Genomic DNA, 19,922 nt, shown 5'->3' on the forward strand with positions numbered 1-19,922 from the left:
TATCGGGGCACCGCGCAAAAGGGAACACGCAAAAGGAAAGGGCGCCCTGCCGCATCCGGCAGGGCGCCCTCGCGTGGCTTTCGGTGCCCGATCAGAACGAGGCGGTGATCGAGAACACCACGGTCGCATCCGAAATCGAATCGCCGTCGAGCGTAGCGAAGTTCGGGCGGATCAGGTCGGCTTCGGACTCGGAGATGTCGGTGTCGACATAGGCGGCCGAGAGCGTCAGGCCGGAGATCGGCACCACGTCGATGCCGAGCAGCCAGTCGAAATAGGTGCCGGTCGGCGCGACGCTGGTGCCGTTGGGGCCGAGACCGGGGTTGCCGTCCGAATAGCCGATGTGGGCCTTGAGCGTCACCGGCACGTCCGGGATGCCATAGGTCGCGTCGCCGGCGAGGTAGAGGTTGTCCTCCTTGTCGCCCGGATCGGCGGGCAGGCCGACCGGGAAGGCATTGCCGAGCGCTTCCTGCGACGGCGCGTAGGCGACGGTGGCGGTCAGCCCGACCGGGCCGAGGGTGCCGCCGAGCTTGGCGTAGAATTCGGCGAAGTCGGTGGTGTCGGCACCGCTCGGATACATGTACCAGGTCAGGCCCGCATCGAGCGTGCCCTCGCCCACCGGGAGCTTGAAGCCGGCATAGAGGTCGAGCTCCATGTTGGCCCCGCCGAAGGTGCCCCAGCCCGCGAGGTTCGAGCCCCAGGCGCCGGCGTAGAGGCCGCTCTCGTGGCTGATGGTGAACCCGCCCTGCACCGCGAAGCCCTCGTCCGATTGCGAGACGCCGCGGAAGCGGTAGTCCGAGGCGAGCGTGGCCGAGCCCGAAACGGTTATGGCGGGGGTGTCTTCCTCCTGGCCCAAGGCGTCCGCGATCGCGATCGGCGCAATCGCCGGGGTCAGGGCGGCGGTTTCGGAGACGGTGATTTCGGTTTCGGTGTCAGCGGCCGGGCCGGTGGTTGCCGCGACTGCCTCGCCGGCGAAGGCCGGGCTTGCAAGGCATGCGGCGAGTGCGACAGCCGAGGCGGCTGATGCGAAACGAATGGACATAAGGAACGCTCCATAGAGAGGTTTGGATCGTTCCATCTGCGCGGGCCGTGCAGGAGATTTTATCCGAAGAATCGGGTTCCCGTCACGTCGCCGTCATATTCCTCCATGCTGCACCTGCGCACAAAGGTTATGTGGAGAGGCTGTTTCGTATTAGGTTGTTGCGTGACTTATCTGCAACAGTTTGCGGCCATGTCCTAGCGGCGCATCCGGGGGGTGGTCGATACGTCATGCAACCACCGCCCGCGCGCGCGTCAGGCGCCTTCGCGCAGGGATGCCATGTCGATCACGAAGCGGTACTTGATGTCGCTTGCCTCCATCCGGTCGTAGGCGGTCTGGATGTCCTGCATCCGGATGACCTCGATATCGGGGAGAATGCCCTTCTCGGCGCAGAAATCGAGCATCTCCTGCGTCTCGGCGAGGCCGCCGATGCCGCTGCCGGTCAGCACCTTGCGGCCCAGCAGCACCCCGGTGTGGATTTCCGGCATCGGCCCGATCAGCCCGACCAGCACCTGCACCCCGTCGATCCTGAGAAGGTGGAGATAGGGCACGACATCGTGACGCACCGGGATGGTGTTCAGAACCATGTCGAAATAGCCGCGCCTGGCCTTCATCGCGGCCTTGTCCTCGGTGTTGAGGAAGGCGTGGGCGCCCAGCTTCTCGGCATCGGCGCGCTTGCTTTCGCTGCGCGAGAGCACGGTCACCTCGGCGCCCATTGCCGCGGCGAGCTTGACCCCCATGTGCCCGAGCCCGCCGAGCCCCGCGACCGCGACCTTGCTGCCGGGGCCGACCTTCCACGTGCGCAGCGGCGAGTAGGAGGTGATCCCGGCGCACAGCAGCGGCGCGGCCTCGGCCATCGGCATGCCTTCGGGCACCTTGAGCACGAACTCTTCCCGGCAAACGATCCGTTCGGAATAGCCGCCGAAGGTCAGCGAGCCGTCGCGCCGGTCCTTGCCGTTGTAGGTGCCGGTGTTGCCGCCGTTGAGGCAATATTGCTCGAGGTCCGCCTCGCAATGCGCACATTCGAGGCAGGAATCGACCATGCAACCGATCGCCACCCGGTCGCCGATCTTGTGGCGGGTGACGCTCTCGCCGATCGCGGTGACGGTGCCGACGATCTCGTGGCCCGGCACGATCGGATAGGTGGTGAAACCCCAGTCGTTCCTCGCCGAGTGCAGGTCCGAATGGCAGATGCCGCAGTGGCTGATCTCGATCAGCACGTCGTCATGGCGCAGACCGCGGCGAGTGATCTGCATCGGGCCGACCCCGCTATCGGGCGCGGTCGCGCCATAGGCCCTGGTGGGGTATTCGTTGGTTGCAGTGGCCATGATCGTGTTCCTTATCTCGGCGGCATGCGGATGGCCCCGTCCAAACGGAATTGGTGACCGTTAATGTAGCTGTTGCGGGCGATCTCCAACACAAGCGAGGCAAACTCCTCCGGCTCGCCGAGGCGCTTGGGGAAGGGGACGCTGGCGTTCAATTGCGCCCACATCGGCGGGTTCCTGTCCTTCATCCCCAGCATCAGCGGGGTGGCGAAGATCCCCGGCATGACCGAGTTCACGCGGATGCCCAAGTCCATCAGGTCACGCGCCATCGGCAGGACGAGGCCGTTCACCCCCGCCTTGCAGCTGCCGTAGATCACTTGCCCGATCTGCCCGTCCTGCGCGGCGACGCTGGCGGTGAGGATGATGCAGCCGCGCTCGCCGTCGTCATTGACCGGATCGGCATTGGCCATCCCGAGCGCCGAGATGCTCGCGACGCGGTAGCTGGCGACGAGGATGCCCTCGGCCCCGAAGGCATAGTCCTCGGTCGGGAGGCGCTTGTACTGGCCGCTCTCCTTGTCCCACCCGAGCGTCTTGCCGCGTCTGCTGGTCATCGCGTAGTGGAGCGTCACGCGCTCCTGCCCATGCGCGGCGCGCGCGGCGGCGAAGCCTGCCTCGACGCTGGCCTCGTCCATGATGTCGACATGGTGGAAGGTGCCGCCGATCGCCGCCGCATGGGCCTCGCCTGCTTCGTCGTTGATGTCGAAGATCGCGACCTTCAGCCCCGCATCGGCAAAGCCTTGCGCGCTCGCCTTGCCCAGCCCGCTCGCGCCCCCGGTGACGACCACGGCCATGCCCGGTTCGAGTTTCATCGCCTGTCTCTCCCTTGATGTGTTTTGCCTGTGGCTAGGCGTTTCGCGCCCGCTTCGCTAGCTGTTCAAATGCACACTTTGGCGGTCGTCTGATTGTCACGAAACAGCTCTAGCGAGCGGCGCAGATTTACCGAGGGGACTTCCATCATGATCCGACCGTTCCACGGCTTCGCGCTCCTGTCGCTGGGCATTGCAGGCGCGTGCGCCACCGTTCCGGCGATCATGGGCGACCCCGCCGTCACCGTCACTGCCACCGCCGAGACCCCGCCGGTCGGCACCGTGCGCGAGGATGCCGCCGACGACCCGGCGATCTGGCGCAATGCGGCCAACCCCGCTGCGAGCCTGGTGGTCGGCACCGACAAGAAGGGCGGGCTCTATGTCTATGACCTGATGGGCGCGCAGAAGAGCTTTCTGCCTGCGCCGGGTCTAAACAATGTCGATCTTGTCGAGCTTCCCGATGGCCGGGTGCTGGTGGCCGCCAGCGACCGCAGCGACCTTGCCACCGCGTCCATACACCTCTCGCTGCTCGACACCGCCACAGGGACGCTGCGCTTTCTTGGACGCCAGCCGGTCGGGCCGGGCGAGGCCTACGGCATCTGCTTCGGCGCGCTCGCTGCCGACGGGCGAGTCAAGGTCTACACCGCGACCAAGGGCGGCTTGATCTACGAGAACAGCTTCGGCCTTGGCGTTCCCATTGGATCGGTGCGCACCGTCGCCACCGTCCCGACCCAGACCGAGGGCTGCGTCGCCGACCTTCGCACGAACACGCTCTATATCGGCGAGGAGGACGCCGGGATCTGGGCGATCGACATCGCCACCGGCGCCAAGCGCATGGTCGCGCCGGTCGACAACAAGATGCTGGTCGCCGATGTCGAGGGCCTCGCCATCGCGCCGGAAGGCAAGGACGGAGGCTACCTTGTCGCCTCTTCGCAGGGCGACAATGCCTATGCCGTGTTCCGCCTGCCGGGCGTGACCCCGGTTGGGCGCTTCCGCATCGCGGCGGGCGCATTCGGCAGCGTCGAGGAGACCGACGGGATCGAGCTCGACAACCGCGCCTTCGGTCCGGACTTCCCCGGCGGGCTGTTCATCGCGCAGGACGGCATGAACGCGCCGCGTGCGCAGAATTTCAAATATGCCCGCTGGGACGAAGTGCTTGCTGCCCTTGGCGAGCGCAAGTAACTCGCGCGGCATGACCCAGCCGATCCTGACGCCCGACCGCCGCCGCTTCCTCGGCGCCACCGCCACCGCCTTCGCCGCGCTCGCCGCGAGCGGCTGCATGAGCCGCGGGGCGGGCGGCAGCGGCGCGAAGGTGGCGAGCGGCAACGGCTTTGCCGGATACGGTGCCTTGCAGCCCGATCCGGCGGGGTTCCTCGATCTTCCGCAAGGCTTCTCCTACCGCGTCATCTCCCGCCTCGGCGATGCGATGGACGATGGCGGCACCGTGCCCGACCGGGCAGACGGCATGGGCTGCTTCGATCTCGGCAACGGAGAGATTGCGCTGGTGCGCAACCACGAGCTCCAGCCCAGGCACGACGCGGGCGGGCCGATCGCCAAGGGCTTCGGCAAGAAGGACGGCGCCTTCGTCCCCGGCGGCACCACCACCATCGTGCTCGATGCCGCGAGCCTGCAAGTCAAGCGCCAGTTCCGCAGCCTCGGCGGCACGATCCGCAACTGTTCGGGCGGGGTGACGCCGTGGGGCAGCTGGCTGACCTGCGAGGAAGCGCCCACCGGCCCGGGCCAGCCCTATGGCGAGGGGCTCGAGCGCAGCCATGGCTGGGTGTTCGAAGTCCCCGCCTCGGCGCGCGGGTTGGTCGATGCCGTGCCGCTGACCGCGATGGGCCGCTTCAACCACGAGGCCGCCGTGGTCGATCCGGCGACCGGCATCGTCTACCTGACCGAGGACCGCGACGATTCGGTGCTCTACCGCTTCCTTCCCAAGACGCCCGGCCGCCTCGCCGAAGGGGGCCGCTTGCAGGCGATGGTGGTCGAGGGGCTGGCCGACACCCGCAACTGGACGTCCCCCGCCATGGCGGTGGGCAGGCCATACCGCGTGTCGTGGGTCGATCTCGACGATGTCGAGGCCCCCAAGGACGACCTGCGCCAGCGCGCCGCCGCCAGGGGCGCGGCGCTGGTCGCGCGCGGGGAGGGGCTGCACATGGGCGTGAAGCGCGGGCAGTCCGAAGTCTTCGCCTGCTGCACCAGCGGGGGCGCGAAGCAATTGGGGCAGATCCTCAAGCTCACCGTCGGCGGCGCCGGCGAGCCCGACATGGTCGAGCTGTTCTTCGAGAGCGAGAGCACCGACCAGTTCAACTACGGCGACAACCTCACCGTCGCCCCCAATGGTCACCTGATCGTGTGCGAGGACCAATATACCGCCGTGGTCGACAACCATATCCGCGGCATCACCCCCGATGGCCGCGCCTACAATCTCGCCCGGCTCCACGCCCAGACCGAGCTGGCGGGCGCGTGCTTCTCGCCCGATGGCAAGGTGCTGTTCGTCAACGCCTACGATCCGACCGCGACGCTGGCGATCACGGGGCCCTGGGCCGCGTGATCCGCAGCTAGGGTGGACGGGTTCCTGATCGCCCTGCTGCTGGTCGCGGCGCTCGCCACGGGCGGGCGCGATCAGCTGATGGTGGCGCAGTGGGCGAGCACCCTCGGCCAGAGCGCGCAGCTCCTCGCGGTGGCGCTCGCCTGCGCCTGCCTGAGCGCTGCGGCGATGGCCTGGATCGGCGCGGAGTTCGCTGCCCTGCTGCCGCGCCGCGCCGCGCAGATGCTGGTCGTCTTCGCGCTCGCGCTCGCCGCAGCCGAGCTGGCACTGCCGGTGCGCCTCAAGCCCCCCGCCGAGCCGACCCGCTCGCTCGCGGCATTGGGCATCGTGCTCCTCGCCCGCCAGATCGGCGACGGCGCGCGCTTTGCGGTCTTCGCGCTGGCGGCGTGGACGGTGTGGCCGGTGACTGCAGGCCTCGGCGGAGCCCTGGGCGGGGCAGCTGCCGTGACGCTCGGCTGGGCGGCGGGAGCCGTGATGCTCGCGCGCTGGCCGCTGCGCGCGATCCGCGTCACGCTCGCGATCGCTCTCGCCCTCGCGGCGCTCTTCATCGGCCTGAACGCCCGCTTCGCCGCATACTGATCGCCTGCGCCGATCACCCTTCCCAAGTTTACCGCACCCTGATCCATGTTCGTGCGGTGGGTAAGCACCTATATAGAAGCCGCCCCGCCTATCGCACGCGAACCCAAGGAGAACCTCATGGCCGACACCAAGACCAATTCGAAGACCGCGCTGGTGGCCGAACTCAACGGGCTGCTCGCCGATCACTTCGCGCTCTACATCAAGACCAAGAATTTCCACTGGCACGTCAAGGGCCCGCGCTTCCATGACCTGCACCTGCTGTTCGATGCCCAGGCCGGCGCGGTGCAGGGCCAGATCGACGCGATTGCCGAGCGCGTGCGCAAGCTCGATGCCGACACGCTGACCTCGCTGGGTGCGATGGCGGGTGCGACGCAGATCAAGGATCAGGACAGCACCAGCCTCAAGGCCGAGGACATGATCGCCGAACTCGCCGCCGACAACGAGAAGGTCGTCGCGCGCATGAAGGCGATGAAGGACCTGACCGAACAGGCGGGCGACAATGCCACCGACGGCCTGCTCGACGACTGGACCGACATGGCCGAGGAGCGCGTGTGGTTCCTGAAGTCGCTGCTCGCATAAGCTGCGCATAGTACGGGAAAGGAAGGGCCGCCCCTGTTGCCGGGGGCGGCCCTTTTGCTATCAGGACGGCATGGGTGACATCACGATCCATGACGGCGCAAGCCAAGTGTTCATCGCCGCCTGGCTCGCCCGCGCGCTGGGCGAAGTCGGCGCGGTGACGCTGCCGGGCGGATCGACCCCGTTCCCGATCATCCGCGCCGCGATCGATCAGGGGGGCGTGACCTGGAAGGATCGCGCGGTCTGGCCCAACGACGACCGCATCGTCCCCGAGGATCACGAGGCCTCGAACACCGGCAAGCTGCGCGCGCTGCTCGAGCCGGAGGGCGCGCGGATCGTGCCGCTCGCCGAAGACGCGGCGCCGCCCCATTTCGCGCTGACGTGGCTCGGCATGGGGCCGGACGGGCACATCGCCTCGCTGTTCCCGAACACCGATCCCCAGGTGGACGACCCGCTCGCCGTGCGCCGTCTCACCCCCGACCCGCTTCCCGCCCATGCGCCCTTCGACCGGATCACCCTGACGATCCCGGCACTGGTGGCGACCGACGCGATCCTGTTCACGCTCGGCGGAGCGGCGGACAAGCGCGCGGTGTTCGAGGCAGCGGCGCGGGGCGAGCATGACCTGCCCGTCGCCCGTCTGCTCGCAGCCGCACGGGCGCGCGGCATTCCCGTCACGGTCTTCGCCTGAACCGATGCCGAAACTCCTTCCCGCCTCGCTCCACCGCTCGCTGCTGCCGCTGGCGCATGCGCTCAGGCACCGCTGGCGGCGGTGGCGCAAGGCTCCCATCAACGGGGTGAGCGTGATCGTCACCAACCTGGCGGGCGACGTGTTGCTGCTCAAGCACTCCTATGGCCCGCAGGTGTGGAGCCTGCCGGGCGGCGGGTTCGGCGCGCGCGAAGACCCGCTCGCTGCCGCGCGCCGCGAGGTGCGCGAGGAGCTGGGGGTCGAGCTCGCGCGGCTCGAGCCGGTCGGCACGCTCGTGGAGGAGCTCTCGGGCTCGCCCCACACCGCGCATATCTTCACCGGCGTGTGCGACCGCCAGCCCCAGCCCGACCGCCGCGAGGTGACCGAGGCGCGTTTTTTCCCCTCCCACTCGCTCCCCGAACCGCTCGGCGAGACCACCCGCAGGCGGATCGCGGTGTGGCGGGGGCGCGGGGTGGGGTAGGCCTACAGCAACTTGAGCTGCGCCTCGTCCCTTGGCGCTTTTTCGTCCTCCGCCCCCTCCAGCCCCGAGAGCGTCAGCCCCATCAGCCGGATCGGACCGCGCAAGGGTAGCTCCGCTTCCAGCAGCGCGCGGGCTAGCCTGCCGAACTCCGCCTTGCCGCCGACATATTCGGGTTGCGAGGTCGCGCGGGTCATGATCTGGAAGTCGGTGAACTTCAGCTTGAGCGTCACCGTCCGACCGCGCGCCTCGGCCGCCTCGATCCGCTCCCACACGATATCGATGATGGTCTCGAGCGTGTCGCGCAGCGCCGCGCCGCTGCCGATGTCCTGCGAGAAGGTCCGCTCCCCGCCGACCGACTTGCGGATGCGGTGCGCGGCGACGGGGCGCAGGTCGATGCCCCGCGCCGCGCGGAACAGGTAATCGGCCATGCTGCCGAAATGCTGGCGCAGGAAGGCGATGTCCTTGCCTGCCAGATCCGCGCCGGTCGCGATGCCGAGCTTCTGCATCTTTTCCTCGGCCTTGGGGCCAACGCCGTGGAATCGCCGGATCGGTAGCCCCGCGACGAACTGCGCGCCTTCGCCCGGGCGGATCACGCACAGGCCATCGGGCTTGTTCTGGTCGCTCGCAAGCTTGGCGAGGAACTTGTTGTAGCTCACCCCCGCGCTCGCGGTCAGCCGAGTCTTGGCGCGGATTTCCTGCCGGATCAGCTCGGCGATGCGGGTCGCGCTGCCGATCCCCAAGCGGTCGTCGGTGACATCGAGATAGGCCTCGTCGAGGCTGAGCGGCTCGATCACCGCGGTGTAGTGCTCGAACACCCGGCGGATCTGGCGGCTAGCTTCCTTGTAGGCATCGAAGCGCGGGCGCACGAAGATGAGATCGGGGCACAGGCGCTGGGCGGTGACCGAGGGCATGGCGCTGCGCACTCCGAACTTGCGCGCTTCGTAGCTCGCCGCCGCCACCACCCCGCGTCCGCCTGCGCCTCCCACGGCGACCGGCTTGCCCTTGAGCTCAGGATTGTCGCGCTGTTCGACGCTGGCGAAGAAGGCATCCATGTCGACGTGGATGATCTTGCGCAGGCCGAGCTCGCCCGCGCGCGCGCCATCATCCTCGTCTGACGGAGCCGTCCCGGTCATGCCTTGCAAATAGAAGCTTCGCCGCAATCAAGGAACTGTTGCTGGAACAATTCACTCCACCTGCCATTTTGTGCACATGCGAAAAGAACAGTGGTCTTCCGGCGAACCTGTGGGCAAGGGCCCCGCGATGGCCACCTCGCTCGCCCCTTCCGCGCCTGCCGCAAGAAGCCTCGGAGAGACCGAGCTCCTGTGGATGATGGCGATGCTGATGGCGCTGAACGCCTTCGGCATCGACGCGATCCTGCCCGCATTGAATGCGCTTGCCGCCGACCTGTCGGTGAGCGGCAATGACCGGCAGTTCGTGATCGGGGTCTACCTCTTGACCGCCGGGCTCGGCTCGCTGGTGCCGGGGGTGCTGGCCGACCGCTTCGGACGGCGGCCGATCCTGCTCGGCTCGGTCGCGGTCTATATCGTGCTTTCCGTTCTGAGCGCGCTGGCGCCGACCTACGACATGCTGATCGCGGTGCGCGCTGCGCAGGGCTTCTTCGCCGCCGGCATCGTCGCGCTGCCCCCGGCGATCATCCGCGACCGCGTCGGCGGCGACAAGATGGCGCGGATGATGAGCCTCATCTTCGTGATCTTCCTGATGGTCCCCGCCATCGCCCCCACCATCGGCGAGGGCATCCTCCAGGGCTTCGGCAGCTGGCGCGCGATCTTCGGCGCGATGGCGGTGCTGGGCGTGGTGATGAGCCTGTGGGTGTTCGTGCGCCTGCCCGAGAGCCTCACCGAGGAGAACCGCCAGCCGATCGCGGTGCGCACCATCGCCGCCAACATGGGCCGCGCGCTGGTCCTGCCGAGCGTCGCGGGCTATGTCATCGGCTCGGCGCTGGTGTTCGGCGCCTTGTTCGGCTTCATCAATTCCTCGCAGCAGCTGATCACCAACACCTTCGGCGCGGGCGAGATCTTCCCGCTGGTCTTCGCGATCTGCGCCGGATCGATGGCACTCGCCAGCTGGTCCAACTCGCGGATCGTCGAGCGTTTCGGCGCGCGCCGGGTGAGCCACGCCGCGCTGTTCGCTTTCATTCTGGTGAGCGCGGTGCAGGTCATGTTCGCCTTCCAGCCGGGCGAGGAGCTGTGGCACTTCGTCCCGCTGATGGCGATCAACATGGCCCTGCTCGGCTTCATCGGCAGCAATTTCGGCGCGATTGCGATGAACCCCTTCTTCAACATCGCGGGCGCAGCGAGCTCGGCGCACGGCTTCGTGCGGATGACCATGGCGGCGCTGCTCGGCGGGGCGATCGGCTATGCCTATGACGGCACCGCGCGGCCGCTGGCGCTGGCGCTGCTGGCGAGCGGTCTCGCCTGCCTCGCGCTGGTGCTGTGGAGCGAGAAGGGGCGGCTGTTCGGCCCGTCCGATGCGGAGATGGGTGGAGACTAGTCCGCGCCAAGCCTGCGCCACGCCAGCCCCGCGAACTCGCACAGCAAGGGCCGCGTGTCGCGCGGGTCGATGATGTCCTCGACGTTGAAGCGCTCGGCTGAGCGGAACGGCGAGGTGACCTTGGCCAGCCTTGCGCGGATTTCCTCCAGCAGCGCGGCCGGATCATCGGAGGCTTCCAGCTCCGCCTTGTAAGCCACCTCCAGCCCGCCCGCGATCGGCAGGCTCCCCCAGTCGCCGCTCGGCCAGCAATAGCGGTATTGATACCGCTCGGCATTGCTCATCGCGCTCCCCGCGATGCCATAGGCGCGGCGCAGCACCACGCTGGCGAGCGGCACCGTAGCGCGGTAGATCGCGTTCATCGTATTGACGCCGTAGCGGATCGTCCCCGCCATCTCCGCCTCGCGCCCGATCATGAAGCCGGGGTTGTCGACCAAGTGGACGATGGGCAGGCGGAACTGGTCGGCGAGGCGGACGAAGCGTTCGACCTTCTCGGAGGTCTTGGCCTCCCACGATCCGCCGAGGTAGCTGGGATCGCTGGCGATGACGCAGACCGGCCAGCCATCGAGCCGCGCAAAGGCGGTGATCGCGGCGCGGCCCCAGTGGCGGCCGATCTCGAAGACGGTGCCTTGGTCGAAGACATGATCGAGGCAGCGGCGCATCGAATAGACCTGCTTCTCCTCGCGCGGGACGAGGTTGAGCAGCGCCTCCTCGCGCCGGTCGACAGGGTCGCCCGTCTCGATGCGGCGGGCGGGCTGGCCGACAAATTCGGGCATGAAGCCGAGGAAATGCCGCGCGCGGGCGAAGGCTTCGGCCTCGCTCGCCACCTCGTCATCGACCACGCCGTTGCGGGTGTGGATCGCCGAGCCGCCGAGCGCCTCCTTGGCCTCCTCATGATTGGCCGCGCCGCCCTTGTAGGCCTCGCCCAAGCCATCGACCACCGCAGGCCCCGCCGCAAAAATCTGGCTGAGGCCCTTGACCATGATCGAATAGTGGCTCGCCACGGTCCGCGCCGCGCCGAGGCCCGCCGTGGGGCCGAGCGCGAGAGCCACCACCGGCACGGTATCGAGGTTGGTCACCACATCGCCCCAGCCGGGCACCGCGGGGATATAGGTTGCGCCGATCTGTTCGAGCGTCTTGACCGAGCCGCCGCCGCCCGTCCCGTCGATCATGCGGATGATCGGGAGCTTCAGCTGGTGCGCCATCATCTCGGCCTGCACCATCTTGCGCGCGATCCCCGCGTCCGCCGCCCCGCCGCGGATGGTGAAATCGTCGGCGGTGGCGACCACCGGGCGGCCGTTGATCAGCGCCTTGCCGAACAGGAAGGGGGCGGGGGTGACGCTGGCGAGGTCGCCATTGGCGTCATACTTCGCGCTACCCGCGATCTTGCCGATCTCGCGGAAGGAGCCTTCGTCGCACAGCGCCGCCAGCCGCGCGCGAGCGTCCATCTTGCCGCGCCCGTGCTGCCGCGCAACCTTGTCCGCGCCGCCCATCTGCTCGGCGAGCGCTTCGCGCGCGCGCAGTTCCTCGAGTTCCTTGGCCCAGGTCATCCTATAGCCCCCTCCTTTTCAAAGGAGGGGGTTGGGGGTGGTTGCGCGCCGCGCCAGCGTCGCGCGTGCCGCAGGCACCACCCCACTGCGACTAGGCGGCAAGCCGCCAAGTCTCGCTGCCCCTCCTCTGAAGAGGAGGGGGAGATCACGCCACTTTCTCCGCAGGCACCACCTTCACCAACACCGCCTCAACCTGCACCTGCCCGCCCGCGCTGACGCTCAGCCCCTCGACCACCCCGTCGAAGGGCGCGGTGAGGGCGTGTTCCATCTTCATCGCCTCGAGCACCATCAGCCGCTGCCCGGCGGTGACGGACTGGCCTTCGCTAACATCGACCGCGATGACCTTGCCCGGCATCGGCGCGATGATTGCGCCGTCTGCGGCGGAGGCTTGGCCGGTGCCGTCTGGTCCTCGGACGGTAAAATGGTAGGTCTGCCCCCGGTCGGTGACGAAAATGTCCCCCTCGGGCGTCATCGTGGTGGGGATGCCGCGCGCCCCCTGATGGCCAACGCTGCTTCCGTGAAGCGCTTCTCCTGCGAAATGCAGCCGAACGGACTCCGTTGCCGGCCGATTGAGCCGGAAGCCGAACAAGCTGTGGCGTATGTCATTGAGAAAGCTCCCCCCCCAATCAAGATGATCACGGCGAAAATCCCGCGCTGCTGCGTCGATGACAGCAGCGCTTGGGTGTGCCGCTGGGATCAATGCTTCGCCTGCGCGTTCAATAAGCCCGGTGTCCAAGTCGGCACCGCGAAATGCTGGCTGATCGAGGCATTCATACAGGAAGCCCTGATTGGTATGCAGCGGTGCAACAAAGCTGTTGTTCAGCGCCTGCATCAGCGACTCGATTGCCTCTGGTCGATTTGAGCCATGCGCGACGATTTTCGCGATCATCGGGTCATAGAAGGGGCTCACAGTGTCTCCCTCTTCGACGCCAGTCTCGATCCGGGCACGGTCGTCGAGGTAAAGATCATCGATCCTGCCGGGGCTAGGCAAGAACCCCTTGGCCGGGTCCTCCGCATAGAGCCGCGCCTCAATCGCGTGGCCGTTGATCGACAGCTCCTCTTGGGCGAGCGGCAACGGCTCGCCGCTCGCCACGCGCAATTGCCATTCGACCAGATCGACCCCGGTGATCTCCTCGGTAACCGGATGCTCCACCTGAAGCCGGGTGTTCATCTCCATGAAGAAGATGCGGTCGGCGCGCAGGCCTTCGCTGGCATCGGCGATGAACTCGATCGTGCCTGCGCCCTCGTAATCGACCGCCTTGGCGGCGCGCACGGCGGCGGCGCAGATCGCCTCGCGGGTGGCCTCGTCCATGCCGGGGGCGGGGGCTTCCTCGATCACCTTCTGGTGGCGGCGCTGGAGCGAGCAGTCGCGCTCGAACAGGTGGACGACGTTGCCGTGGGCGTCGCCGAACACCTGCACCTCGATATGGCGGGGCGAGGTGATCCACTTCTCCAGCAGCACTTCATCATTGCCGAAGCTGGCCTTGGCCTCGCGGCGGCAGCTTTCCAGCGCGGCGGCGAAGTCCGCCGGCGCGTCGACCTTGCGCATCCCCTTGCCGCCGCCGCCGGCGACCGCCTTGATGAGCACGGGATAACCGATCGCCTCGGCCTCCTTGGTGAGCCGCTCGACCGACTGGTCCGCGCCGTCATAGCCCGGCGTCACCGGCACGCCGGCGGCGCGCATCAGCTGCTTGGCCGCGTCCTTGAGGCCCATCGCGCGGATGCTGGCAGGCTTGGGGCCGACCCAGATCAGCCCAGCTTCCAGCACGGCCTGCGCAAAGTCGGCATTCTCGGAGAGGAACCCATAGCCGGGGTGCACCGCATCCGCCCCGGTCTGCTTGGCCGCCGCGATGATCTTCGCGCCCACCAGATAGCTTTCGGCAGCGGGCGAGGGGCCGATATGCACCGCCTCGTCGGCGCTCCGCACATGCAGCGCCTTGGCATCCGCATCGGAATAGACCGCGACGGTCGCCACGCCAATGGCGCGCGCGGTGCGCATGATCCGGCAGGCGATCTCGCCGCGGTTGGCGATCAGGAGTTTCCGGATCATCGCTCGGGCACCTCCGGCGCGCCGAGCGCTGCGCATTGATCGGGCGGGACCATCGTGAAGCTGGTGTTGGCGACCCGCCAGCCCTCGGCGCGGCGGACGAGGCTCATCGAATTGATCCCGCAATGGCTGGTCTTGCCGCCCACGGTGAAGCGATACGGGCCCCACACCTGCGCCATGTCGCCATCCACCAGCACGTGATCATAGCGCATCGCCTCGTCGAGCCCGGGCGGGGACTTCAGCCAGTTCTCGAGGTGCCTGGCGACGGGCAGCACGTTCACCTTGGGCGCGGCCGGGTCCATGCGGTTGTGGACGTAGATCAGCCCCTCGGGGTCCATCACCCGGGCGAGCGCGGTCTTGTCCTCGCTGCGCAGCGCGGCGAAGAAGGCGTCGGCGGCGGCGATCGCTTCGGCCTGCTCGGGGGACGGTGCCTGAGCTGCGAGCGGCGCGGCGGAGAGGAGGGCGGCGGTTGCGAGGTAGGCTTTCATGCCGCCGGATTAGCCCGGCTGCGCGGCAAAGGAAACCGCTTCGCATCAGCCCCGGGGCGCGGCGGCGGGGCGGTAGTCGGCGATCCCCCAATGGATCCCGCCCGCGGGCACCTTCTCGCGGTTGAGCACCGCCGAGAGAAACGCGCGCACGCCGTAGAGCGCCTTTTCGCCCCGCGGCACATAGGTGCGGCTGTTCCACGCCTCCACCCCCCGCGCGCGCACCTTCCTCCCGATCGCGCCGTAGATCCGCGCCGCCGAGAGCACCGCCCAGCGGCTGCGGAAGGGGAGCTTGGCCGCTCCCACCCGCGCCGCCGCCTCGTGCTTTTCGACCAGCGCGACCAGCCGCGCGGCCATTTCGGCCAGTTCCTTGCGGTGGTGCGGCTTGGTGTGCTGGCCGGGCTCGATGTCCTGTTCGACCAGCCATTCTATGGGGAGATAGCAGCGCCCCGCCGCATCATCCTCGACGATGTCGCGGGCGATGTTGGAGAGCTGGAAGGCAAGGCCGAGGTCGTTCGCCCGGTCGAGCGTTTCCTGGTCGCGCGGATCGACCCCCATCACCACCGCCATCATCACGCCGACAGCGCCCGCGACATGGTAGCAGTAGCGCAGCATGTCCGCCTCGGTGCGCGGGCGCCAGTCCTCGGCGTCCAGTTGGAAGCCGGCGATCACGTCCTCGGCCATCTGCGGGGTGAGGCCAACCTCGCTCGCCACCACCCCGAGCGCGTCGAAGGCCGGATCGCCGGTGGGCTGGCCGTCGAACGCCAGCGCGGTCAGGCGGCGAATCAGCGCGAGGCGGTCCGCAAGGTCCGACTGATCGCCAAGTTCCCCGCCCAGCTCCTGATTGTCGGCGATGTCGTCGGCCCGGCGGCACCAGGCATAGAGCAGCCACGCCCGCTCGCGCGTCTCCCTGTCGAACAGCCGCGCGGCCGCCGAGAAGCTCTGCGAGCCGTGCTTGATCGTCAGCCGCGCATGCTCGACCAGCGCGGCGCGGGTGGCTGCATCGACCGCCATCGCGAAGCCTACAGCTCCTCGGCCTTCATGCGGAAGATCGGGGTGTGGGGCTGATAGGCCGCCATCTTGGCGAGCAGCTCGCCGATGGTTTCGGCCGCGATCAGGATGTTCTGGTGCGCGGGCCGCACGAAGCCGACTTCGGCCATCTTGGCGTTGAAGGCGAGGAGGTGATCGTAGAAGCCGAAGGCGTTGAGCACCCCCACGGGATCGGAATGATAGCCCAGCTGCGACCAGCTGATCGCCTCCCACAGCTCGTCCATCGTGCCGACCCCGCCGGGGAGGGTGACGAAGCCGTCGGAGAGGTCGGTGAAGCGCTGCTTGCGCTCGTGCATCCCGGAGACGGTGACGAGCTCGTCGCAATCGTGGTTGGCAACTTCGGCGCGCACGAGGGCTTCGGGGATGATGCCGATCACCTCGCCGCCGTTCTCCTTGGCCCCGCGCGCAACCGCGCCCATCAGCCCGAGCTTGCCCCCGCCATAGACCAGCCCGATCCCGCGCGCGGCCAATTCCGCGCCGACATCATAGGCGAGTTGCACATAACGCGGATCCTCGGGCGAGGCCGAGCCGCAATAGACAGCGAGACGTTTCATTCGGGCATTTCTTCCAGTTTCGGCATTCTTACGTGCTCTAGAAATCTGCGTTCTGTCGCGCCAAACTCTGCGAAGTTCTTGCGAGCTTGCGTGAGGCTCAAATCGTAGTTCGGGCCGCCCCGAACCTCGTCCGCTTCATCATCGCCTCGCCCGTCGTCTTCCCAGAAGCAAACCGCGCAGATCTCATAATTGGCTCCGTCCTCCAACGTGAGATAGCCGCAGCAAGGACAAGCAACGCGTTTCATGATGTGGGTTCCGATGGCAATTGCAGCGGCCCGGTCAAGAGGTGAACACGAAATTTCTCGTGGTCAGGCCACGGCGCCGAGGCGTCTCGCTGCTCGGCTCTTTTCAGGACACCAACGACGCGGTCAAAGCCAGCTCCCATTCGTGCTTGCGATTGTTCCGTGTTGAACCAGACAATGCTAAACGGGCGCCCGACGAGGCCGGTAATAGCATCCCACAAAGCCGCGAGATTTCGGCCATAGAAGGCCGGGACTTCGGGATGCCCGGCGAAGAGCTTGTGGAAATCGTCTTCGCTGGCGATATCGGCTCCGTCAATCACAAGCATCGCTCGCCCCTCCACCATCCCGGTTCAGGTCCGGGATGGTCCCCCTCCCCGTTCCGGGGAGGATAATCACGCGCCCACCTTGGCCAGATCCTCCAGCATCAGCCCCGCGGTCGCCTTGGCGCTGCCGACCACGCCCGGGATGCCCGCGCCGGGGTGCGTGCCCGCGCCGACGAGGTAGTAGTTGTCGATCACGTCGTCGCGGTTGTGGCCGCGCAGCCAGGCGCTCTGCCACAGCACCGGCTCGAGGCTGAAGGCGCTGCCCATGTGGGCGTTGAGATCGGCCTTGAAGTCCTTGGGGGCATAGCTGAACTTCGTTACGATCCGCGCGTGGATGTCGGGGATCAGCCGCCGCTCCAGCTCGTCCAGGATCATCTTCTCGAGGCGCGGCCCGACCTCGTCCCAATCGAGCGGCATCTTGCCCATGTGGCTCACCGGCACGAGCGCGTAGAAGGTGCTCTTGCCCGCGGGCGCCATGCTCGGATCGGTCACGGTCGGGTGGTGGAGGTAGATCGCGAAATCCTCGGGCACCACGCCGTTCTTGTAGATGTCGTCGAGCAGGCCCTTGTAGCGCTTGGCGAACAGGATCATGTGGTGCGGGATGCCGGGCCAGGTGCCCTCCAGCCCGAAGTGCACCACGAAGAGGCTGGGCGAGAAGCTCTTGCGGTTCAGGGACTTCGCCATCTGCTTGCCGCGCTCGGAGCCCGACAGCAGGTCCTTGTAGGAATGCATGATGTCGGCATTGCTCGCCACCGCATCGAAGCGCTGGCGGAAGCCGCTCTTCGTCTCGACCTCGGTCGCGCGCGTGCCGAGCGTATGCACCTGCACCACCGGATCGCCGACGCGCATCGTGCCGCCCAAGCGCTCGAAATGGCGCACCATGCCCGCGATCAGCCGGTTGGTCCCGCCGCGCGCCCACCACACGCCGCCGTCCTTCTCCAGCTTGTGGATCAGGGCGTAGATCGACGAGGTGTTCATCGGGTTGCCGCCGACCAGCAGCGTGTGGAAGCTCAAGGCCTCGCGCAGCTTGGGGTGTTCGACATAGCTCGACACCATCGAATAGACCGAGCGCCACGCCTGTTCCTTGATGAGCGCCGGGGCGGCCTTCAGCATCGACTTGAAATCGAGGAACGGCACGGTGCCGAGCTTGAGGTAGCCTTCCTTGTAGACCCGCTCGGAATATTCGAGGAAGCGCGCATAGCCTGCAACGTCGGCGGGGTTGAGCTTGGCGATTTCGGAATTGAGGCTGGCCTCGTCGTTCGAATAGTCGAAATTCGTGCCATCGGGCCAGTTGAGGCGGTAGAAGGGCATGACCTTCATCAGCTCGACATCCTCGGCGATGTCGTGGCCGGTCAGTTCCCACAATTCCTTGAGGCAGGGCGGATCGGTGATCACGGTCGGCCCGGCATCGAAGGTGAAGCCGTCCTTCTCCCAGAAATAGGCGCGCCCGCCGGGCTTGTCGCGGCTCTCGATCACGGTGGTCGCGATCCCGGCCGATTGCAGGCGGATAGCGAGCGCCATGCCGCCGAAACCGGCGCCGATCACGCAGGCGGTGCGGCCTTCATAGCGCTGCGCGAGCGCGGGGTTCACGCCCTTGGCCCCTGAGAGGTTGAGCTTCGCATCGGCGTTCATGCCGGGGTCTCCGTTTTGAAAGGCTTGCCTGAAGAAAACAGCGCACGAATGGCGCGCGGGATAGCTACGGGCGGCTTGCCCGTGAGGATGCGCAGCCGATCGGGCCAGGTCGATCTCCCTGCGTAGAAGCGTTCGACCAGTCGGCCTTGCAGCGCGTAGAAATGCTCGAACACCACCACCCGCTTGCCCGGCTCGGCGGCCTCGAACAGCATGCGGCTGAGCATCCGGTAATAGGCGGTCGCGCGCCAGTGACGCCGGGCGCGGCGCGCGCAGAAGGCGGCGAGCTCCTCGCCCCTCAGCTCCGGGCGGCGCGCGATCAGCCGCGCGATGGCGAGCGCATTGCTGGCGGCGAAGGGCAGGGTGTAGCTGGTGAGCGGGTGCGAGAAGCCCCCGCGCGCGCCTGCCAGCGCGACGCCGGGGATCGCGACCTCGGCGGTGGCGGCGGCGAAGTCCCCGCCCGAGATCACGGGAAGAATGCCCGCCTCCTGATCGATCACCTCCCCCTTCCAGCCGTTGCGGTGGGCATATTCGGCGACGCGGCCCTTGAGCACCTCGGCGTCCATCTTCGGCTGATCGGCATAATAGGTGTCCTCGATGAACACCTCGTCCTCGCTGAGCGGGAGGACATAGACGAAGCGGTAGGCCTCGCCATTGCCGTGGGGGGCGAGCTGATCGACACCCGCGTCCATGATGACGGGGCGGGTGAGGCCATGGGGTTTCTCGCAGCGGAAGTGCTGGCCGAGGAATACCTGCCAGCCGCCCGCGAGGTGCTGCGAGGTCTTGAACGGGCGGCAGTCGATCACGCGCCGGGCGGCGAGGCGCGTGCCATCCCCCAGCGTCACGCCGGCTGCGTCAAGCGCCGCCGCTCTGGTCTCCAGCATCACCCGCTCGGGCGGGAGCTCTTCGGTCAGCGCGCGGTGGAATTCGGCGCTGGCGAGCGAGCGGTAGGCGGTCGGCAGGGTGCGGGTGAGGCGCGGGAAGGTGATGTCGTAGCCCGCGTCCCAGCCGTTGAGGTGGAAGCCCGCCATCAGCGCGCGTTCGCGTTCGGGAATGTCGGTCTCGAACCAGCTCCAGCGGTGGTGGCCGCCGAGCGTGCGCCCGGCCTCGACCACGAGGAAGCGGCATTCGGGCGCATGGCGGTGGAGCGCCAGCGCGATCAAGCCTCCCGCCAGCCCGCCGCCGACGATGATCACGTCATGCGCGGACTCCTCGGGCACGGGGCTGGCGGGCGTTGAATCGACCATCGGTGAATGCCCTAGGCGAGGCGGCGATAATGGGCAATCGAATGCGGGGATCGCGCCGGAATTGCCGGAAGATTGGAATGTTGCAACATTACGCGGAAACATTGGAGCACACCCGCGTTTCGCCGGTCAAACCCCTCTCCAGGATCGAACCACCATGAAGAACCGCCCCGCGCTTGCCCCGCTCACGCTCGCCCTTGCGCTGTGCGCCGCGCCAGCGCTTGCCTCGCAAACCGCCGAGGCCGATG

Annotated in this window: 20 protein-coding genes; 7 read left to right on the forward strand and 13 right to left on the reverse strand. The window is 67.7% G+C overall.

The annotated features are described in order from the left end of the window. Window positions 1-91 precede the first annotated feature (91 nt). The 3 genes from AX692_RS15925 to AX692_RS15935 form a co-directional block, all read right to left on the reverse strand. Window positions 92-1,039, reverse strand: a complete 948-nt coding sequence (locus AX692_RS15925) for a TorF family putative porin (protein WP_081095395.1) — start codon at window positions 1,037-1,039, stop codon at window positions 92-94. Window positions 1,040-1,290: 251 nt separating this feature from the next. Beyond that, window positions 1,291-2,364, reverse strand: coding sequence for an NAD(P)-dependent alcohol dehydrogenase (locus tag AX692_RS15930; RefSeq protein ID WP_073975423.1), 1,074 nt, complete (start codon window positions 2,362-2,364; stop codon window positions 1,291-1,293). Window positions 2,365-2,375: 11 nt separating this feature from the next. Beyond that, window positions 2,376-3,170, reverse strand: coding sequence for an SDR family oxidoreductase (locus AX692_RS15935; protein WP_073975424.1), 795 nt, complete (start codon window positions 3,168-3,170; stop codon window positions 2,376-2,378). Window positions 3,171-3,317: 147 nt separating this feature from the next. Here AX692_RS15935 and AX692_RS15940 point away from each other — a divergent pair, with 147 nt between their 5' ends. From AX692_RS15940 to AX692_RS15965, 6 genes are all read left to right on the forward strand, one after another. After that, window positions 3,318-4,349 carry a phytase gene (locus AX692_RS15940; RefSeq protein ID WP_073975425.1) on the forward strand — a complete coding sequence of 344 codons (1,032 nt, stop codon included), beginning with the start codon at window positions 3,318-3,320 and terminating at the stop codon, window positions 4,347-4,349. Window positions 4,350-4,359: 10 nt separating this feature from the next. Continuing rightward, the gene (locus AX692_RS15945; protein ID WP_081095396.1) at window positions 4,360-5,724 is read left to right on the forward strand and encodes an alkaline phosphatase PhoX; all 1,365 of its coding nucleotides are present in this window, start codon (window positions 4,360-4,362) and stop codon (window positions 5,722-5,724) included. Between the two features lie 12 nt (window positions 5,725-5,736). Next, window positions 5,737-6,300, forward strand: coding sequence for a hypothetical protein (locus AX692_RS15950; protein WP_073975426.1), 564 nt, complete (start codon window positions 5,737-5,739; stop codon window positions 6,298-6,300). A 117-nt stretch (window positions 6,301-6,417) separates the two neighbouring features. Beyond that, entirely contained in the window at window positions 6,418-6,879 is a 462-nt protein-coding gene (locus AX692_RS15955) for a Dps family protein (RefSeq protein ID WP_073975433.1), read from the forward strand. Between the two features lie 70 nt (window positions 6,880-6,949). Further along, window positions 6,950-7,564: a 6-phosphogluconolactonase gene (locus AX692_RS15960; RefSeq protein ID WP_073975427.1), complete on the forward strand. Its 615-nt coding sequence runs from the start codon at window positions 6,950-6,952 to the stop codon at window positions 7,562-7,564. Window positions 7,565-7,568: 4 nt separating this feature from the next. After that, complete coding sequence (locus AX692_RS15965; protein WP_073977773.1) at window positions 7,569-8,042, forward strand: NUDIX hydrolase; 474 nt, start codon at window positions 7,569-7,571, stop codon at window positions 8,040-8,042. 2 nt (window positions 8,043-8,044) lie between these two features. Here AX692_RS15965 and dinB read toward each other — a convergent pair whose 3' ends face one another. Then, the gene (gene dinB / locus AX692_RS15970) at window positions 8,045-9,175 is read right to left on the reverse strand and encodes a DNA polymerase IV (protein ID WP_073974536.1); all 1,131 of its coding nucleotides are present in this window, start codon (window positions 9,173-9,175) and stop codon (window positions 8,045-8,047) included. Between the two features lie 127 nt (window positions 9,176-9,302). On the opposite strand from dinB, the gene AX692_RS15975 reads away from it, so the two are divergent. Continuing rightward, window positions 9,303-10,553 carry a multidrug effflux MFS transporter gene (locus AX692_RS15975; protein ID WP_073974537.1) on the forward strand — a complete coding sequence of 417 codons (1,251 nt, stop codon included), beginning with the start codon at window positions 9,303-9,305 and terminating at the stop codon, window positions 10,551-10,553. Here the strand turns inward: AX692_RS15975 and AX692_RS15980 are convergent. The 9 genes from AX692_RS15980 to crtY all read right to left on the reverse strand — a co-directional run bounded on the left by AX692_RS15980 (window position 10,550) and on the right by crtY (window position 19,677). After that, window positions 10,550-12,100 carry an acyl-CoA carboxylase subunit beta gene (locus AX692_RS15980; RefSeq protein WP_073977117.1) on the reverse strand — a complete coding sequence of 517 codons (1,551 nt, stop codon included), beginning with the start codon at window positions 12,098-12,100 and terminating at the stop codon, window positions 10,550-10,552. The genes AX692_RS15975 and AX692_RS15980 overlap by 4 nt on opposite strands. A gap of 145 nt (window positions 12,101-12,245) precedes the next feature. After that, a complete protein-coding gene (locus AX692_RS15985) occupies window positions 12,246-14,150 on the reverse strand; it encodes an acetyl/propionyl/methylcrotonyl-CoA carboxylase subunit alpha (protein ID WP_073973667.1) in 1,905 nt (634 codons plus the stop codon). Next, entirely contained in the window at window positions 14,147-14,635 is a 489-nt protein-coding gene (locus tag AX692_RS15990; RefSeq protein ID WP_073973666.1) for a hypothetical protein, read from the reverse strand. The genes AX692_RS15985 and AX692_RS15990 overlap by 4 nt, the downstream gene beginning before the upstream one ends. A gap of 45 nt (window positions 14,636-14,680) precedes the next feature. Continuing rightward, the gene (locus AX692_RS15995; protein ID WP_073973665.1) at window positions 14,681-15,646 is read right to left on the reverse strand and encodes a phytoene/squalene synthase family protein; all 966 of its coding nucleotides are present in this window, start codon (window positions 15,644-15,646) and stop codon (window positions 14,681-14,683) included. 8 nt (window positions 15,647-15,654) lie between these two features. Then, entirely contained in the window at window positions 15,655-16,236 is a 582-nt protein-coding gene (locus AX692_RS16000) for a TIGR00730 family Rossman fold protein (protein WP_073973664.1), read from the reverse strand. Then, window positions 16,233-16,481, reverse strand: coding sequence for a CPCC family cysteine-rich protein (locus AX692_RS19255; protein ID WP_073973663.1), 249 nt, complete (start codon window positions 16,479-16,481; stop codon window positions 16,233-16,235). Before AX692_RS19255 ends, AX692_RS16000 begins: the two co-directional genes overlap by 4 nt. Next, a complete protein-coding gene (locus AX692_RS16005) occupies window positions 16,478-16,804 on the reverse strand; it encodes a barstar family protein (RefSeq protein ID WP_196489984.1) in 327 nt (108 codons plus the stop codon). Before AX692_RS16005 ends, AX692_RS19255 begins: the two co-directional genes overlap by 4 nt. A 66-nt stretch (window positions 16,805-16,870) precedes the next feature. Further along, complete coding sequence (locus AX692_RS16010) at window positions 16,871-18,433, reverse strand: phytoene desaturase (protein WP_073973661.1); 1,563 nt, start codon at window positions 18,431-18,433, stop codon at window positions 16,871-16,873. Then, the gene (gene crtY / locus AX692_RS16015; RefSeq protein WP_073973660.1) at window positions 18,430-19,677 is read right to left on the reverse strand and encodes a lycopene beta-cyclase CrtY; all 1,248 of its coding nucleotides are present in this window, start codon (window positions 19,675-19,677) and stop codon (window positions 18,430-18,432) included. Before crtY ends, AX692_RS16010 begins: the two co-directional genes overlap by 4 nt. Between the last annotated feature and the right edge of the window lie 245 nt (window positions 19,678-19,922).

This window comes from Erythrobacter donghaensis, from assembly GCF_001557325.1.
Taxonomy (GTDB): Bacteria; Pseudomonadota; Alphaproteobacteria; order Sphingomonadales; family Sphingomonadaceae; genus Erythrobacter; species Erythrobacter donghaensis_B.

Bases quoted from the DNA above. Each gene is read 5' to 3' on its own strand.
- AX692_RS15925 (WP_081095395.1), bottom strand. From the start codon at position 1,039: ATGTCCATTCGTTTCGCATCAGCCGCCTCGGCTGTCGCACTCGCCGCA.
- AX692_RS15930 (WP_073975423.1), bottom strand. From the start codon at position 2,364: ATGGCCACTGCAACCAACGAATACCCCACCAGGGCCTATGGCGCGACC.
- AX692_RS15935 (WP_073975424.1), bottom strand. From the start codon at position 3,170: ATGAAACTCGAACCGGGCATGGCCGTGGTCGTCACCGGGGGCGCGAGC.
- AX692_RS15940 (WP_073975425.1), top strand. From the start codon at position 3,318: ATGATCCGACCGTTCCACGGCTTCGCGCTCCTGTCGCTGGGCATTGCA.
- AX692_RS15945 (WP_081095396.1), top strand. From the start codon at position 4,360: ATGACCCAGCCGATCCTGACGCCCGACCGCCGCCGCTTCCTCGGCGCC.
- AX692_RS15955 (WP_073975433.1), top strand. From the start codon at position 6,418: ATGGCCGACACCAAGACCAATTCGAAGACCGCGCTGGTGGCCGAACTC.
- AX692_RS15960 (WP_073975427.1), top strand. From the start codon at position 6,950: ATGGGTGACATCACGATCCATGACGGCGCAAGCCAAGTGTTCATCGCC.
- AX692_RS15965 (WP_073977773.1), top strand. From the start codon at position 7,569: ATGCCGAAACTCCTTCCCGCCTCGCTCCACCGCTCGCTGCTGCCGCTG.
- dinB (WP_073974536.1), bottom strand. From the start codon at position 9,175: ATGACCGGGACGGCTCCGTCAGACGAGGATGATGGCGCGCGCGCGGGC.
- AX692_RS15975 (WP_073974537.1), top strand. From the start codon at position 9,303: ATGGCCACCTCGCTCGCCCCTTCCGCGCCTGCCGCAAGAAGCCTCGGA.
- AX692_RS15980 (WP_073977117.1), bottom strand. From the start codon at position 12,100: ATGACCTGGGCCAAGGAACTCGAGGAACTGCGCGCGCGCGAAGCGCTC.
- AX692_RS15985 (WP_073973667.1), bottom strand. From the start codon at position 14,150: ATGATCCGGAAACTCCTGATCGCCAACCGCGGCGAGATCGCCTGCCGG.
- AX692_RS15990 (WP_073973666.1), bottom strand. From the start codon at position 14,635: ATGAAAGCCTACCTCGCAACCGCCGCCCTCCTCTCCGCCGCGCCGCTC.
- AX692_RS15995 (WP_073973665.1), bottom strand. From the start codon at position 15,646: ATGGCGGTCGATGCAGCCACCCGCGCCGCGCTGGTCGAGCATGCGCGG.
- AX692_RS16000 (WP_073973664.1), bottom strand. From the start codon at position 16,236: ATGAAACGTCTCGCTGTCTATTGCGGCTCGGCCTCGCCCGAGGATCCG.
- AX692_RS19255 (WP_073973663.1), bottom strand. From the start codon at position 16,481: ATGAAACGCGTTGCTTGTCCTTGCTGCGGCTATCTCACGTTGGAGGAC.
- AX692_RS16005 (WP_196489984.1), bottom strand. From the start codon at position 16,804: ATGCTTGTGATTGACGGAGCCGATATCGCCAGCGAAGACGATTTCCAC.
- AX692_RS16010 (WP_073973661.1), bottom strand. From the start codon at position 18,433: ATGAACGCCGATGCGAAGCTCAACCTCTCAGGGGCCAAGGGCGTGAAC.
- crtY (WP_073973660.1), bottom strand. From the start codon at position 19,677: ATGGTCGATTCAACGCCCGCCAGCCCCGTGCCCGAGGAGTCCGCGCAT.